Genomic DNA, 14,731 nt, shown 5'->3' on the forward strand with positions numbered 1-14,731 from the left:
CCGGGCGGGCGGCCCGTCCGGCGGCGCTTCGGCCGCGCGGGCAGCGGTGTGCGAAGAGACGGTCATTTACAATGCGGGGATGAATCCGAAAGCTCACCAACTCGATAGTTTACCTGCTCCCGGCCCGAGCGCGCTCGCGCAGTCCGAAGCGCTCATCGCGCAGATTCGCGCGGAGCTCGACGCGGCCGGCGGCTGGCTGCCGTTCGACCGCTATATGGAGCGCGCGCTGTACGCGCCGGGGCTCGGCTATTACAGCGGTGGCGCGCGCAAATTCGGGCTGCGCGGCGACGACGGCAGCGACTTCGTGACCGCGCCGGAACTCTCGCCGCTGTTCGCCGCGACGCTCGCGCGTCCGGTAGCCGAGGCGTTGCGGGCGAGCGGCACGCGCGAGGTAATGGAGTTCGGCGCCGGCACCGGCAAGCTCGCGGCCGGATTGCTCAATGCGCTCGACGCGCTGGGTGCGGCGGGCGCCGAATTCGACCGCTACTCGATCGTCGATCTGTCGGGCGAGTTGCGCGAGCGTCAGCGCGAAACGATCGCGGCGGCCGCGCCCGCGCTGCTCGCGAAAGTGCGCTGGCTCGATGCGCTGCCCGAGCGCTTCGAGGGCGTCGTGATCGGCAACGAGGTGCTCGACGCGATGCCGGTGCGGCTCTTCGCGCATCGCGGCGGCGTATGGCACGAGCGCGGCGTGGTGTGGCGCGACGGCGCGTTCGCGTTCGACGACCGGCCGGTCGCGGCCGCCGAGGACCTTGCGCGGCTGGCGGAAATCGATGCCACCCGCGACACCCTCGGCGAAGACTATCTGACCGAAGCGCATGAAGCCGCCAGCGCATTCACGCGCACGATCTGCGCGATGCTCGCGCGCGGCGCGATCCTGCTGATCGACTACGGCTTTCCGCGTCACGAGTACTACCATGGCCAGCGCGCGCAGGGCACGCTGATGTGCCACTACCGGCACCGCGCGCACGGCGATCCGCTCCTGTACCCGGGTTTGCAGGACATCACCGCGCACGTCGAATTCACCGGCATCGCCGAGGCGGGTGTCGAGACGGGCGCGGACCTGCTCGGCTTCACGTCGCAGGCGCGCTTCCTGATGAACGCGGGTATCACCGAGGCGCTCGGCGAAATCGACCCTGCCGATACCGCGCGCTTTCTGCCTGCCGCGAATGCGGTACAGAAGCTATTGTCCGAGGCGGAGATGGGCGAGCTGTTCAAGGTGATCGCCTTTTCGCGCGGACTCGATGATACGCTGCGCGCATTTTCGAGCGGCGATCGCTCGCATACGCTGTGATTTCCGCCCGGCCCAAGCTCGAGGACTCGCGATGATCCGCTGGCTTCTAACCACCTTCATTGCCGTCGCAGTGCTGTCGTCCTGCTGGCCGTGGCTCAGGAAGCTCGGCATCGGCCGGATGCCCGGCGACGTGACCTTGCGGCTGTTCGGCCGGGAGTATCCGTTTCCGTTCATGTCGACGCTGGTACTGTCGATGCTGTTGTCGCTGCTGGCGCGGGCGTTGTAGGCGTTGGCGGTTTCGCGGCGCTCGCCACCGCCCTGATGGCGATGACCGGGACTGACGGCGGCGACAGCGGCCCAAACCGCCTGTACAGCCGCGTCGCCCACGAGAGCCTGTAGCCGATCGCCGCATCCATTGCACGGCGGCGCACAAGCCGCACAGCCTGCGGATTTGACAGCGGGCACTCACCTCAGCGACGGCGGCCAATCCACCCGCACCGCTACGGCCCGCCAACACCCCCTAAGCAATCGCCGTTTCCACCGCCCGAATGCGCTCCTGATGCACGGCGTCCTTGATGCCGGCCGGCGCATCGGCGAAACGCTTCGCGACCGCTCCCGCATCGACGCCGCGCGCGGCGACCAACGCCACCCTGAGCCGCTCCGCCTGCGGATAATCGCGCGTCTCGAAGCCAAGCCGCCCGCGCGCGTCGGACTCGCACGCCTGCAACGCCTCGGCGAAGCGCGCCGGCTTTCGGATCGCGTCGCTGCGCTCGAAAAGCCGCACGAGCGCGGCCGCGCCCATTTCCATCACGCGATGAATATTGCCGTGCTCGCGCGCCACCAGCAGCGCGAGGTCGCGGCACTCGTTCGGCACGCGCAGCCGCTCGCACAGCGGCTTGAGCAGATCGACGCTGCGGCCCTCATGACCGATGTGGCGCGGCAGCACGTCCTCGGGCGTGGTCGCCTTGCCGAGATCGTGCGTGAGCGCCGCAAAGCGCACCGGCAGCGCATAGCCCTGCTGTGCGGCATGGTCGAGCACCATCATCACGTGGACGCCCGTATCGACCTCGGGGTGATAGTCGGCGCGTTGCGGCACGCCGAACAGCGCGTCGATCTCGGGCAGAATCCGCGCGAGCGCGCCGCACTCGCGCAGCACCGCAAACATCCGCGACGGCTTCTTCTCCATCAGCCCGCGCGACACTTCCTGCCACACGCGCTCGGCCACCAGCGCGTCGGCCTCGCCTTCCGCGACCATCGCGCGCATCAGCGCCCTCGTTTCGGGCGCGACGGTGAAATCGACGAAACGCGCCGCGAACCGCGCGATGCGCAGAATCCGCACCGGGTCTTCGAGGAACGCGGCGCTGACGTGGCGAAAAAGCCGCGCCTGAAGATCGGCCTGGCCATTGAACGGATCGACGACCGGCCCGCTCAGCTCGCCGTCCGGACGCACCTCGCGCGCCATCGCGTTGATCGTCAGATCGCGCCGCGCGAGGTCCTCTTCGAGCGTGACGTCGGGTGCGTAGAAAAACTGGAAGCCGTGATAGCCGGCCGCCGTCTTGCGCTCGGTGCGCGCGAGCGCGTACTCCTCGTGCGTCTGCGGATGCAGGAATACCGGGAAGTCCTTGCCGACCGGACGATAACCCTGCGCCACCATCTGCTCGGGCGTCGCGCCCACCACCACGTAATCGCGATCCTGCACCGGCACGCCGAGCAGTTCGTCGCGGATCGCACCGCCTACTGCATAGATATTCATGGGCATTCGTCTTGATAGGGAATCGCGTGCGTTTCGCCGTGCGCGGCCTCGATCCACGCAGCGACCGCGGGCAGCGCGGTGACTCGCTCGACATAGGCCGCGGCCGACAACGCCGGCTGCCATGTGTTGAAGCGCATCGCGACCGGCGCGTACATCGCATCGGCAATGCCGAACTCGCCGAACAGGAACGGGCCGCCATAGCGTTGCAGGCAATCGCCCCAGAGCGCCTCGATGCGCGCGATATCGGCGAGCACGCCGGGCTTCGCGTTCTTGCCCGGGAACGACGCGCGAATGTTCATCCACATGTTCGAGCGCAGTTCGCCGAAGCCCGAATGCATCTCGGCGCTGACGCTGCGCGCGTGTGCGCGCGCCGCCGCGTCGCGCGGCCACAGCGCATGCTGCGGGAAACGCTCGGCGAGCGTTTCGGCGATCGCGAGCGAATCCCACACGGCCTGCCCCGCGTCGTCGATCAGGCAGGGCACCTTGCCGGGTCCGCGCGGCGCCTGAGCGAGCACCTTCGCGTTCGTGTCCGGCTCGTTCAGCAGGATCAACGCCTCATCGAACGGAATGCCGAAATGCTTCAGCAGCAGCCATGGACGCATCGACCATGACGAGTAGTTTTTGTCGCCAATGAGAAGTTTCATGCCTGGCAGGAAAGAAGAGTGAGAAAGGAAATGGGCAAGGCTTCAGCGTCCGGCGTTCGCGCGGAAGTCATCGAGACGCGAACGCGTGGCCGAGCCGCTCAGATACGTCGGCACGATCGCCTCGATGCTGGTCGGTTCGAGCCCGAGTTCGGGCGCGAGCGGTCCGCTCAGCACGTTGTCGACCTTCATCGAATCGAGATTGTCGCGCGAAATCGCCGGTTCGCCGGGCGCCATTTCGAAGCTCAGCGCCTGCAAACGCGCAAGCGTTTCGGGCAGCCGGATGATGCGCGCATGCTTGCCGATCACGTCGCCGCAATACGCGACGAGGTCTTCGAGCGTATAGACGGTCGGGCCGCCGAGTTCGTAGGTGCGGCCGCCGGCGGCGTCGAGATCGAGCACGTTGACGATCGCCTTCGCCACGTCGCCGACATAGACCGGCTGGAATTGCGCATCGGGCATCGCGAGCGGAATCACCGGGAACACGCGTTGCAGGAACGCGAACTTGTTGAGGAACTGGTCGCCGGGACCGAACACGACCGATGGTCGAAAAATCGTCCACGCGACGTTCGCCGCATGCACGGCCTTCTCGCCGTCGCCCTTCGAGCGCGAGTACATGCTCGGGCCGTTCGGATTGGCGCCGAGCGCGCTCAGATGAATCAGCCGATGCACGCCCTTGCCTTCGCAGGCGGCGACGATGCGCGTCGGCAGATCGACATGCGCGTGCGCGAACTCGGCACCATAGGGTTTGCCGCGTTTGCCGTGCAGCACGCCGATGAGGTTGATCGCGCAATCGGCGCCCTCGACGAAACGCGCAAGCTGGACCGGATCGAACACGTCGGTTTCGATCACGTCGATCGGCAGCATGGTGAGATGGCGCGCGTTGTAGCGCCGCCGTGTGGAGATGCGCACGTCCTTGCCCATCTCGACGAGCGCGTTGACGAGCTGGCTGCCGATAAACCCGGAGCCGCCGATGATCGCAATGGCTTGATGTCGCATTTTCGACTCCCAGCTGGAAGCCGCGGCAACGGCTGGCGAGGCGCGCCGCAACCCCGGAGCGAGGTCGCGGCGGCATGGCGCTTACGGTGCGATGTAACCCAGGCGCGCCTTCAGCGATTGCGGACGGCCTTCGAACAATGCCGCGTAGTAGACCGTGTTGGACAGCACATTCTTGACGTAGTCGCGGGTTTCCTGGAACGGAATCGCCTCGGCGAAGATCGCGCCTTCGACCGGGCGCTGCAGCGACTGCCGCCAGTTGCGCGGACGGCCCGGACCTGCGTTGTAGCCGGCGGTAGCCAGCACGGCGGACCCGTCGAATTGATTGTAGATCATCGCCAGGTAGTTCGTGCCGAGCAGGATGTTGGTGTTGATGTCGTTCATCTGCTCGCGCGACACCGGGCCGAGACCGATCTTCTTCGCGACCAGTTGCGCGGTGGCCGGCATCAACTGCATCAGACCGCCCGCGCCGACTTCCGAACGCGCATTGATGATGAAGCGCGACTCCTGGCGGATCAGCCCGTACGCCCATTCGATGTCGAGCCCGCTCGACTGCGCGTCCTGTTCGACGATATCGCGGAACGGCGACAGATAGCGCAGCGAGAAATCGTGCTCGCTCTTCGTGCGGTCCGCGGTGTTGACGGTGCGGTCGTACAGCTGGATGCGGCGCGCGTACTCGGCGGCGGCGAGCAGTTGCCGGTCGGTCATGTTGCGCAGCGGCCAGTTCCATTCGCGATTGCCTTCGAGCCGCAGATTCAGCGCATAGAAGCGCTGCGCGAGGTCGAAGCCCGGCGTGTTGCCGGCCTGCTGCACTTCGGCGTCGGTGACCGTGGTCTTCGGCGGCACGGTGATCTTCTGGCCGAGTTCTTCGAGCGCGAGCTGGCCGTAGAAGTTGAAGTTCGACGAGATCGACTGGAATTCCTGGCTGGCCGTGGCCGTGTCGCCGGCCTGCTTCAGCGCGCGCGCATGCCAGTACACCCATGACGGCTGCTTGCGCAGCGACTCGGGCATCTGCTCGATCGACCAGCGCACCATGTTCCAGTCGCCGGCGAGCAGCGCGCTGCGCGTGCGCCATTCATACGCGGGATTCGACAGCGGCGCGTTGGCCGAGAGCCGGAACCAGTCGACCGCGCCGGGCATCTGCTTGAGCGCGCCCTGATAGCCGATCGTGCCCCAGCCGATCGCGCGCTCGGGCGAATTCAGCGACGGCGCGACCGACGCGAACGTGGCCGCCGCCATCGCCGGATCGTTGCGCGCCATGCGCGTGATCGCGAGCAGCGCCAGCTGATGCGCCTGCGGATCGGCGCCGACGCCGCGCGCAAGCAACAGCGGCGGCGTATTGACCGCCTGGCTGAACTGCACCGGATCGGGCGCCTGGTCGGCGAGCGCGTCGACGAGCTTGCTGCCGGTGCTCGTGTAGTTCTGCTCGTAGGCGAGGCGAATTTGCTGCCAGACGTCGTTGCTGCTGAACTGGCGGTTCGCGCCGAGCACCGTGATGAGATCGACGCAGCCGTCGCCGTACCATTTCGGATCGACGAGCAGCGTGCGCGCCGCATCGGCGACGTTTTCGCCGCGCGAGGCGCGCGATTCGAGCGCGTAGCACTTCACCTGGGTGTCGTCGTCGAGCACGAACTTCGCGTACTGCTGGTCGAAGTTGCGCCAGTCGTGGCGTGTGCCGAGCACGTTCAGGTAGTCGTTGCGCAGACGGTCGGCAATTGCCTGGCCGTCGTACTTCTGCAGGAACGCGAGCACTGGCGCGTCGGGCGCATCGACGCGCGCATGGCCGCTCGAGTCGAACAGCTGCGGCTTGATCTGGAAGTACTCCACATACGACGGCGCCGGGTAATTCGGGATCATGCTCGCGAGCTGGGACGCGCGTCCGGCATCGTTGGTGCGGGCGGCCTCACGAAGCTGCACGAAGATCTGGTCGTCGTTCGTGAGCTGGGTGATCGGAATCGGTCTGACGGCGGAAGCCGTGCTGCACGCGACGAGCGCCGCCGCGGCGAGCGCCATGCCAACCGCGCGATATACTCGAAAGAGGCTTTTTGACATCGTTGTTTCTGGAGCGCAAATTGGACCCAAGCATAGCATGCAACCCTGTCCCGTCAGCGAAAAAGGCGCTGCGCCGGATGCTACTGGAAGCCCGTCTGCAAGCGGCTTCCGAGCCGGCCAACAATGCCGCGCTCGGGCGCCGCGTGCTCGACGCGCTGAAGCACTTCGCGGTGCATGGCGTGGGGTTCTACTGGCCGCTCGCGGGCGAGTTCGACGCGCGCGGCGCAATCGCGATCTGGCTCGCGGCCAGCGCGCGGCATGAGGCCAGTTTGCCGATCGTTACAGAACGTGGCGCGCCGCTCGAATTTCACGCATGGACGCCCGACATGCCGATGCGAATCGGCCATCACCGGATCACGGAGCCCACTTCGGAGCGCATCGTATTGCCCGAGCTGCTGTTCGTGCCATGCGTCGGTTTCGACGACGACGGCTTCCGGCTCGGCTATGGCGGCGGCTATTACGACCGCACGCTGGCCGGCTGGCCGGCGGCGCAGAAGCCGATCACCGTGGGTATCGCCTATGAAGCGTGCCGCACGCAGGCACTGGAGCGCGAAGCCCACGATATTCCGCTCGATCTGATCGTGACCGAGGCGGGGTTTCATCCGGGCTTGCCGGTTTGAGAAGGTAAAGCGCAAGCGCGCACGCTCGCGCGGTATGCCGCCGTTATCCTTCCTTGATTCGGTTCTTATAGCGAAGCCGCCGCGCGCGCCGCCGTGTCGTACAACCCCGACGCATTGCGCATCAGGTGCGCGGCCTCGCCGATCTGCTGGTTGGTCAGGCCGCTTTCCTTGAGCGTCGAAATCAGGCAGTTCTCGCGCACCTCGCGATACTTCAGACACAGTTCACGTCCCGCCTCGGTCGCCGAGAAGAACACTTCCTTGCCGGTCTTTTCGCTTTTTACATACCCTCTAGCTACGAGCTTCTTGAGCGCGTAAGTGGCGACGTGCGTGTCCTCGATGTTCAGCACGAAGCAGATGTCCGCCAGTTTCTTGCGGCGTTCGCGATGGCTTACATGATGCAGCAGCGATACCTCGATCGCGGTCATGTCCTTGTCGCCGGCCGCCGACATGCAACGCACCATCCAGCGGTTGAACGCGTTGCCCGCCATGATCAGCGCGTATTCGAGCTCGGACAGTTCCGCGCTGGTCTCGGAGACGAGATGCTCCGACGAAACGATCTTGGTGGGATGACGCGCCATGCGAGGCTCTCGGAAATGGGGTGGAAAGTGTCGAAAGTGTACGACGAGCGGACGTTTCCAGCGAGCCTGGAGAAAATTGTTATTAGTAAAACGTTGATAATTTATTGATAATATATGTCTCACGCATTGCCGCTAATGTATGCCTCACGCTTCGTCGCAATAATTACGGTAATCGCGGGAATCGTCGCGACTGCCGCCGCGCTGTCCGCCGCCTCTTTCGACTCGACCCAGACCGTCAAGCCATGAGCCAACCACGAATTTTTCCTCTCGGCGATGCCGCGCTCGTCTGCGAAGCGCCGCCGCCCGCCACGCTGGAATGCCAGCAGCGCGTGTGGGCCACGGCGATTGCCGCGCGCGACTGGGCCCATGTGCTCGAAGTCGTGCCCGGCATGAACAATCTGACGCTCGTGTTCGACCCGCTCGAAGCCGATGCCGGCGCGCTCGCCGAACAACTGCTCGCGGCCTGGAGCGCGGCGAGCGCAACCGACGCGCCCGGCCGCGACATCGAGATTCCGGTGCAGTACGGCGGCAAGTTCGGCCCCGACCTGCACGCGGTCGCGGAACACACGGGGCTGACCGCGTGCGAGGTCGTCGAGCGTCATGCGGGCGGCTGTTATGTGGTCTTCTTCATCGGCTTCCAGCCGGGCTTCGCGTATATGGGCGGGCTCGACGCCGCGCTGCACACGCCGCGCCGCGCGTCGCCGCGGTTCGAGGTGCCGGTCGGCTCGGTCGGCATCGGCGGCGAGCAGACCGGCATTTATCCGGCCGTGTCGCCGGGCGGCTGGCAGCTGATCGGCCGCACCGAGGTGCCGCTGTTCGACCCGGCGCGCCGTCCGCCCACGCTGCTGCAACCGGGCGACCGGGTGCGCTTCACGATCGCGGGGATGCACGCATGATCGACGTGATCCGCGCGGGTCTTCTGACCACGATTCAGGACCTCGGCCGCCACGGCCACCGCCATCTCGGCGTCGCGATGGGCGGGGCGCTCGACCGGCTCGCGCTCGAAGTCGGCAACCGGCTGGTCGGCAACCGGCCCGACGCGGCCGGCCTCGAAATCACCTTCGGCCCGACCGTGCTGCGCTTTCTGCGCGCGACGCGCGTCGCGATCACCGGCACCGAATTCGGTGCAACGCTCGACGGCAAGCCGGTCTACTCCTGGTGGAGCCTGCCCGTGCAGGCCGGCCAGGAACTCGTGCTGAACGCGGCGAAGCGCGGCATGCGCGGCTACGTGTGCATCGCGGGCGGCATCGACGTGCTGCCGATGCTCGGCTCGCGCAGCACCGATCTCGCTGGCCATTTCGGCGGACTCGGCGGGCGGGCGCTCGTCGACGGCGACCGTCTGCCGGTCGGCGCGACGCCGCCACGCGCTCGCGCGAGCTTCTCGCCCGAGGCGCCCGAGTTCGGCGTCAAGGCGCCCGCATGGTGCAAGTTCGTGCTGGTCCACGAGCCGTTGCGGCGCGGCCGGCATCCGTCGGGCGTGCCGTGGGCCGTGCCGATCCGCGTGCTGCGCGGCCCCGAATACGACAGCTTCACCGACGCCGCGCAGCAGTCGTTCTGGTCCGACGAGTGGCTCGTCACGCCGAACAGCAACCGCATGGGCTACCGGCTCGCCGGCACTCAGCTCGAACGCACGCACAAGACCGATCTGCTGTCGCACGCGGTGCTGCCGGGCACGGTCCAGGTGCCGCCGAACGGTCAGCCGATCGTGCTGATGAGCGACGCGCAAACCACCGGCGGCTATCCGAAGATCGGCGCGGTAATCCAGGCCGATCTGTGGAAGCTCGCGCAGGTGCGCCTGAACGCGGCGATCCGTTTCATCCCGACGACGCCCCACGAGGCGCGCCAGGCTTTGCAGGAAGAACGCGCGTATCTGCGGCAGATCGACGCCGCGATCGCGATGCATGAAGAACGTTGCGCGCGCCAGTAGGCGACCGCAACGCTATAACACTAAAGAGAGAGAGGAACCCCATGGAAATCGATCTGAATGCCGACCTCGGCGAGGGCTGCGGAACCGACGAGGCGTTGCTCGATCTCGTCAGCTCCGCCAACATCGCATGCGGCTGGCACGCCGGCGGCCCCAACGCCATGCGCGACTGCGTGCGCTGGGCCGTGCGCAAAGGCGTGTCGATCGGTGCGCATCCGAGCTTCAACGATCCCGAGAATTTCGGCCGCAAGGAAATGGATTTGCCGGCCAACGACATCTACGCGGGCGTGCTGTATCAGCTCGGCGCGCTGTCCGCGATCGCGCAGGCCGAGGGCGGCCGTATCGCGCACGTGAAGCCGCACGGCGCGCTGTACAACCAGGCTGCGCGCGATGCCGGGATCGCCGACGCAATCGTCTCGGCGGTGCACGACTTCGATCCGTCGGTCGCGGTGTTCGCGCTTGCCAACAGCAGGCTCGTGAACGCCGCGCGCGACGTGGGCCTCATCGCGATCGAGGAGGTGTTCGCCGATCGCGGCTATCGCGCCGATGGTTCGCTCGTGCCGCGCAAGGAGCCGGGCGCGCTGCTCGACGATGAAAACGAAGTGCTCGCGCGCACGCTCACGATGATCCGCGAGCAACGCGTGAAGGCTGTCGATGGCCGCTGGGTGCCGCTCAACGCGCAGACCATCTGCCTGCATGGCGACGGCCCGCACGCGCTGGCTTTTGCGCGGCGCATTCGCGATGCGCTCGCTGCCGCGGGTATCGAGGTTCATGCTGCGGGTGCTGCGCGCGTTTGAGTCGCGCGGCTGGCGGGTTTGGTGTATTTGGTGAAGCGGGCTGCGGCTGGCTATCGAACGTGTGTGATGGATCCGGCGATCCGTTTTGAGGCGGGGCGCTGGATCGTGTGGTGCGATGTGATGGTGGCCGTTGCGGTGCGTGCGGTGAGCCCGAGGTCTAGTGGCGGTGTGTGCGGCGCCAACGGCTGACGATTGCCAGAAGAGCGGCCGCTAACATCAGCGAGAGAGTAAAACTGACGGTGTACAGCGTGCCGAAGATGATGTCAGAGTTGGTTTCGCTGCCGTGAGAGTCCAGTGCCTGGAAAAGCGGAGTGAAGAACTCGTAGCCTGAGCCGGTGTCCAGCCATTCATCAACAGCGGGGATGCACAGAATCCCGGCTCCGACTGGTAATGTCATCATCAGTGCGAACGTGATGCAAATAAGCGTCTTCTTCATTATCTTCTTGAATCTCATTGTTATACGTTTGTGAGCGCTTCAATGGCGGTGCGTGCGACGCCAACGGTTGACGATTGCCAGAAGGATGGCGGCTAACATCAGCGAGAGAATAAAACTGACGGTGTACAACGTGCCGAAGATGATGTCGGAGTTGGTTTCGCTGCCGTGAGAGTCCAGTGCTTTGAAAAGCGGGGTGAAAAATTCATAGCCTGAACCGCTCGCAAACCATTCAGCAACACCCGGGATGTATGCAATCCCGACTCCGACTGGCAGTGTCATCACCAGCGCGAGTGTGATGCAAATAAGCGTCTTTTTCATTACCTACTTGAATCTCCTTGTTATACGTTTATGAGTGCTTCAACGGCGGTGCATACGACGCCAACGGCCAACTATCGCCCAAGTTGCAACGACTAATGCCAGTGACAGAAAGAAGCTGACAATGAGCATCGTGACGACGATAACGTCCTCGGTTTCTTCCCAGCCGCGGGCATCCAGCGCGATGAAAAGATGTTCAAAAAGTTCATGGCCCGTACCGTTGCTTATCCATTCATCAATACCCGGGAAGCGCGCAAGCCCGGCCGTGACGGGTAGTGTCATCACCAGTGCGAGCACGAAGCAGATAAGCGTCTTTTTCATTGTTTTGTTGAATCTCATGGTTAGACGTGCGTGAACGCTTCAACGGCGGTACGCACGGTGTAAATGGCTGACAATCGCCCAGCACGCAATGATTAGCGCCAGCGACAGGAAGAAACTGGTAATGAGCATCGTTGCGAAAACGATATCCGAGTTGCTTTCGTTGCCATCCGAACCTAGTGCTTTGAAAAGTGGTTCAAAGAAGTCGTAGTCAGCACCACTCGAAAACCATTCATCCATTCCCGGGATGCGTATGATCCCGATTGCAACGGGCAGTGTCATCACCAGCGCGAGTGTGATGCAAATAAGCGTCTTCTTCATTACCTACTTGAATCTCCTTGTTATACGTTCGTGAGCGCTTCAACGGTGGTGCATACGACGCCAACGGCCAACTATTGCCCAAGTCGCAACGACCAATGCCAGTGACAGAAAGAAGCTGACAATGAGCATCGTTACGGCGATGACGTCCGCGGTTTCTTCGCAGCCTTGGGCATCCAGCGCTATGAAAAGATATTCAAAAAGGTCATGGCCCATACCGCTGTCTATCCATTCGAACACACCTGGTAAATGTGCAAGCCCGACCATAACAGGCAGTGTCATCACCAGTGCGAGCGCGATGCAAATAAGCGTTTTTTTCATTGCTTTGTTGAATCTCATGGTTAGACGCGCGTGAACGCTTCAACGGCGGTACGCACGGTGTAAATGGCTGACAATCGCCCAGCACGCAATGATTAGCGCCAGCGACAGGAAAAAACCGGCAACAAGAAGCATTGCAACAATGACGTCCGTATCGTATTCGCCGGTGCTCGAACCGAGTGCGATAAAAACTGGCTCAAAGAAGTCATAGCCCGCGCCGCTGTCCAACCATTCATACACGCCCGGTAAGCGTGCAATCCCGGCGGCGACGGGCAGTGTCATCATCAATGAGAGAGCGACAGAAATCAGCGCCCTTTTCATTGCACCTCGACCATGCCGTAGCATCGGGTCACCGTTCCCGGCACGAACGCAGGCGGCTGTGCTTTCAGATATGAGCGAAGCGCATTGAACTGTTCGCGGGACGGAAGCGTGATGCAACCGTCGCTCGACCCGTATCGTCCAACCGGATGTAAGCGAAAGCTACTACGTCGAACACCGTCTACGAATGTCCAATCGTCGATGGTTCCATCATCGCGATATAGAGCAAACCATTCCGCGCGACGTGTGTCCGCTACAAAATCCTTCACTGCATCTACGAGCCAGCCGAGATGCCCACCGCTTTCCCTATCGACGATGTAATACCCACCTTTGGGAATAGCACCTGCTTTTGCAACGTTCGTAAAATCCGGATCATCAATATAGCGGGTGTTCCCCGAAAACGCCTCAACACTCCCAAACCCCGGACAAACCAGCACCGACATAGGGCGTCGATTCAATGTGAAAGTACAGGACACCGGCATTTCACTGTTCCTGTCTGTTCGCCCGGATGTCGATCAGCGCGGTGACCGTGCCGCCGCTGCCGCCCCGGTCGTTCTGCAAGATGTACTCATGCTTTATTTTTGCGAACGAGAGATGCACCTGTTCGTGAGAACCGTGACCGCCACCCACGGGCTCGACATGAGAAACGAGCACGTCGTACATCGTGATTCTTGCGTACTCGTGAGGAGCGCCACCGGCCCGTCGCACGGTGAGCCTGGCTTCGCGAATACGCTTGCCGGAAAAACAATAGCTCGCCAAGTTCGGACTTGCCCGGTCCAGCAGATGAGTAAGTGGCTTTTGCAACACCGCCGCCTGAACCAGCGTGCATTGCCGATTGCTGCGTCACCTGCCAGCGCCATCCGATTACGTCGATTTCATTGAGATGCGCCGCGTCCTGCGATTCGCCTTCGATACCGTCGATCTTGATGAAAATGTCCTGCGCCATCCGTGAATCTCCTTCGTGCCAAATCGTGCTAATCGATTAAGAAATATTGCCTGGCGAAGGTATCGAAATCAGGACGCGAAAAACATAGGAATTTTCTGAGAATTACGTCGAGGGCCGCTAGCTATCCTGAGTAATCGGATAAAACGTTACAAAGGGTAATGGAAGCATTGCAATCGCACCCGAAGGAGCCTTTACTCCGGCTTTTGCTCAAGGGCATGAGCAAGGTAGGAAGTGTTCAGCATTGAAGATGCGTTTGGCGATATGCACGATGCACGCAGCCGCACACCGGAGCTCGCCGAAGAAGCGGTGCTCGCCGCTCAACCCGGCTCGACCACGAAACCATGCTGCCGCAACAATTGCAGCACGCCTTTCGGTCCGCCGAGATGCAGCGCGCCGATCGCGACGAACAGCGGCTTGTTCGGCGCGGCGATTTGCAGCATCCGCGTGACGAAGCGGCGGTTGCGCTCGTAGACGATCCGGTTGTCGATCGAGTTGGACACGCGCTTGTCGCGCGCGAGTTTCTCCGATTTCGCGGCCTGCCACGCGGCGATCGCATCGGCATCGCCGACCTGCCACAGCCGATGCAGCGCGCGCACGTCCGCGACGTTTTGAGCCGGCGTCTGCACGAGGTCCTGCGCGAGCATTTCGCGCTGCTGCGCGGCCGACAAGCCGGTGAACGCGCGCATCTGCTGCTGCAGCGTTTCGAGTCCGATGATCTTGCCGCGCGTCTTCAGATACACGTTCTGCAATTGCGCTTCGGTGCCGTACTCGGTCTGCAATCCCGCGGAGAGCGAGTCATAGGTTTCGACCACGAGCGAGGCGAGCCACGGCCGCATCTTCTTGATCGCATCGAGCGCGGCCGGGTTGCCGCGCAGGCGCAGCGCGAGCTTGTGCCACAGCGGCTCGGGCAGCAGGCCCGGCAGGCAGTCGCGCTTGCACACGCCGTACTTCGATACGTCGTCCTGCGAGACGAGCAGTTCGTCGGGCGACAGTTCGAGCGCGAGCGTCGGCGAGGCGGCGAGCGCGGCGAGGATCGGCGCGCGGAACGGCTGCCCCACGGGATAGTCGACCGGATCGCCGACGTGTAGCGTGCCGAGCACGTAGATCGTGGTGGTGCCGCGCGTCGCGACATAGAACGGCATGCGCGCGGGCTGCACGCGAACCGGCCCG

General features: G+C 63.8%; 19 protein-coding genes and 1 pseudogene. 6 read left to right on the forward strand and 14 right to left on the reverse strand.

Translation table 11 applies throughout. The features are described from left to right. The first annotated feature begins 79 nt into the window (after positions 1–79). Together GXB81_RS28140 and GXB81_RS28145 are read left to right on the forward strand one after the other, a co-directional pair. Complete coding sequence (locus tag GXB81_RS28140) at positions 80–1,291, forward strand: SAM-dependent methyltransferase (protein WP_205990915.1); 1,212 nt, start codon at positions 80–82, stop codon at positions 1,289–1,291. A gap of 31 nt (positions 1,292–1,322) precedes the next feature. Then, the gene (locus GXB81_RS28145) at positions 1,323–1,517 is read left to right on the forward strand and encodes a DUF2905 domain-containing protein (protein WP_167047497.1); all 195 of its coding nucleotides are present in this window, start codon (positions 1,323–1,325) and stop codon (positions 1,515–1,517) included. A gap of 234 nt (positions 1,518–1,751) precedes the next feature. Here GXB81_RS28145 and GXB81_RS28150 read toward each other — a convergent pair whose 3' ends face one another. The 4 genes from GXB81_RS28150 to GXB81_RS28165 form a co-directional block, all read right to left on the reverse strand. Next, positions 1,752–2,984 (reverse strand): multifunctional CCA addition/repair protein, encoded by a 1,233-nt coding sequence (locus tag GXB81_RS28150; protein ID WP_167047494.1) that lies wholly within the window; start codon positions 2,982–2,984, stop codon positions 1,752–1,754. Then, positions 2,981–3,628, reverse strand: a complete 648-nt coding sequence (locus GXB81_RS28155) for a glutathione S-transferase family protein (protein WP_205990906.1) — start codon at positions 3,626–3,628, stop codon at positions 2,981–2,983. Before GXB81_RS28155 ends, GXB81_RS28150 begins: the two co-directional genes overlap by 4 nt. 42 nt (positions 3,629–3,670) lie before the next feature. Next, entirely contained in the window at positions 3,671–4,624 is a 954-nt protein-coding gene (locus GXB81_RS28160; RefSeq protein WP_205990907.1) for a complex I NDUFA9 subunit family protein, read from the reverse strand. A gap of 81 nt (positions 4,625–4,705) precedes the next feature. Then, entirely contained in the window at positions 4,706–6,673 is a 1,968-nt protein-coding gene (locus GXB81_RS28165) for a lytic transglycosylase domain-containing protein (protein WP_205990908.1), read from the reverse strand. 77 nt (positions 6,674–6,750) lie between these two features. On the opposite strand from GXB81_RS28165, the gene GXB81_RS28170 reads away from it, so the two are divergent. Further along, complete coding sequence (locus tag GXB81_RS28170; RefSeq protein ID WP_241016551.1) at positions 6,751–7,293, forward strand: 5-formyltetrahydrofolate cyclo-ligase; 543 nt, start codon at positions 6,751–6,753, stop codon at positions 7,291–7,293. A gap of 65 nt (positions 7,294–7,358) precedes the next feature. Here the strand turns inward: GXB81_RS28170 and GXB81_RS28175 are convergent, their stop codons facing one another. Beyond that, the gene (locus tag GXB81_RS28175) at positions 7,359–7,871 is read right to left on the reverse strand and encodes a winged helix DNA-binding protein (RefSeq protein WP_167047481.1); all 513 of its coding nucleotides are present in this window, start codon (positions 7,869–7,871) and stop codon (positions 7,359–7,361) included. Positions 7,872–8,113: 242 nt separating this feature from the next. Between GXB81_RS28175 and pxpB the strand changes: the two genes are divergently transcribed. The 3 genes from pxpB to pxpA are packed head-to-tail and all read left to right on the forward strand — an operon-like array spanning position 8,114 to position 10,592. After that, positions 8,114–8,767 (forward strand): 5-oxoprolinase subunit PxpB, encoded by a 654-nt coding sequence (gene pxpB, locus GXB81_RS28180; protein ID WP_167284439.1) that lies wholly within the window; start codon positions 8,114–8,116, stop codon positions 8,765–8,767. Beyond that, positions 8,764–9,798: a biotin-dependent carboxyltransferase family protein gene (locus GXB81_RS28185; protein WP_167047475.1), complete on the forward strand. Its 1,035-nt coding sequence runs from the start codon at positions 8,764–8,766 to the stop codon at positions 9,796–9,798. Before pxpB ends, GXB81_RS28185 begins: the two co-directional genes overlap by 4 nt. Positions 9,799–9,839: 41 nt before the next feature. Then, positions 9,840–10,592: a 5-oxoprolinase subunit PxpA gene (gene pxpA / locus GXB81_RS28190; RefSeq protein ID WP_167047472.1), complete on the forward strand. Its 753-nt coding sequence runs from the start codon at positions 9,840–9,842 to the stop codon at positions 10,590–10,592. A gap of 157 nt (positions 10,593–10,749) precedes the next feature. On the opposite strand, the gene GXB81_RS28195 is transcribed toward pxpA, so the two are convergent. From GXB81_RS28195 to GXB81_RS28235, 9 genes and pseudogenes are all read right to left on the reverse strand, one after another. Then, positions 10,750–11,028, reverse strand: a complete 279-nt coding sequence (locus GXB81_RS28195; protein ID WP_205990909.1) for a hypothetical protein — start codon at positions 11,026–11,028, stop codon at positions 10,750–10,752. Between the two features lie 39 nt (positions 11,029–11,067). Then, positions 11,068–11,346 (reverse strand): hypothetical protein, encoded by a 279-nt coding sequence (locus tag GXB81_RS28200; RefSeq protein ID WP_205990910.1) that lies wholly within the window; start codon positions 11,344–11,346, stop codon positions 11,068–11,070. A 39-nt stretch (positions 11,347–11,385) separates the two neighbouring features. Further along, positions 11,386–11,682 carry a hypothetical protein gene (locus tag GXB81_RS28205; RefSeq protein ID WP_205990911.1) on the reverse strand — a complete coding sequence of 99 codons (297 nt, stop codon included), beginning with the start codon at positions 11,680–11,682 and terminating at the stop codon, positions 11,386–11,388. 21 nt (positions 11,683–11,703) lie between these two features. Beyond that, entirely contained in the window at positions 11,704–11,982 is a 279-nt protein-coding gene (locus tag GXB81_RS28210) for a hypothetical protein (RefSeq protein WP_167284435.1), read from the reverse strand. 39 nt (positions 11,983–12,021) lie between these two features. After that, on the reverse strand, positions 12,022–12,318 hold the full coding sequence (locus GXB81_RS28215) for a hypothetical protein (RefSeq protein WP_167047461.1): 297 nt from the start codon (positions 12,316–12,318) through the stop codon (positions 12,022–12,024). A gap of 21 nt (positions 12,319–12,339) precedes the next feature. Next, positions 12,340–12,618, reverse strand: coding sequence for a hypothetical protein (locus GXB81_RS28220; protein ID WP_205990912.1), 279 nt, complete (start codon positions 12,616–12,618; stop codon positions 12,340–12,342). Continuing rightward, positions 12,615–13,097 (reverse strand): DUF2778 domain-containing protein, encoded by a 483-nt coding sequence (locus GXB81_RS28225; RefSeq protein WP_205990913.1) that lies wholly within the window; start codon positions 13,095–13,097, stop codon positions 12,615–12,617. Before GXB81_RS28225 ends, GXB81_RS28220 begins: the two co-directional genes overlap by 4 nt. Before the next feature lies 1 nt (position 13,098). Then, positions 13,099–13,561, reverse strand: a pseudogene (locus GXB81_RS28230) (type VI secretion system tube protein Hcp). 317 nt (positions 13,562–13,878) lie between these two features. Next, on the reverse strand, positions 13,879–14,731 hold an 853-nt coding region (locus tag GXB81_RS28235; protein ID WP_205990914.1), incomplete at its 5' end, for a TraB/GumN family protein.

This window comes from Paraburkholderia sp. Ac-20336 (assembly GCF_017105025.1).
In the GTDB taxonomy this organism is placed as follows: domain Bacteria; phylum Pseudomonadota; class Gammaproteobacteria; order Burkholderiales; family Burkholderiaceae; genus Paraburkholderia.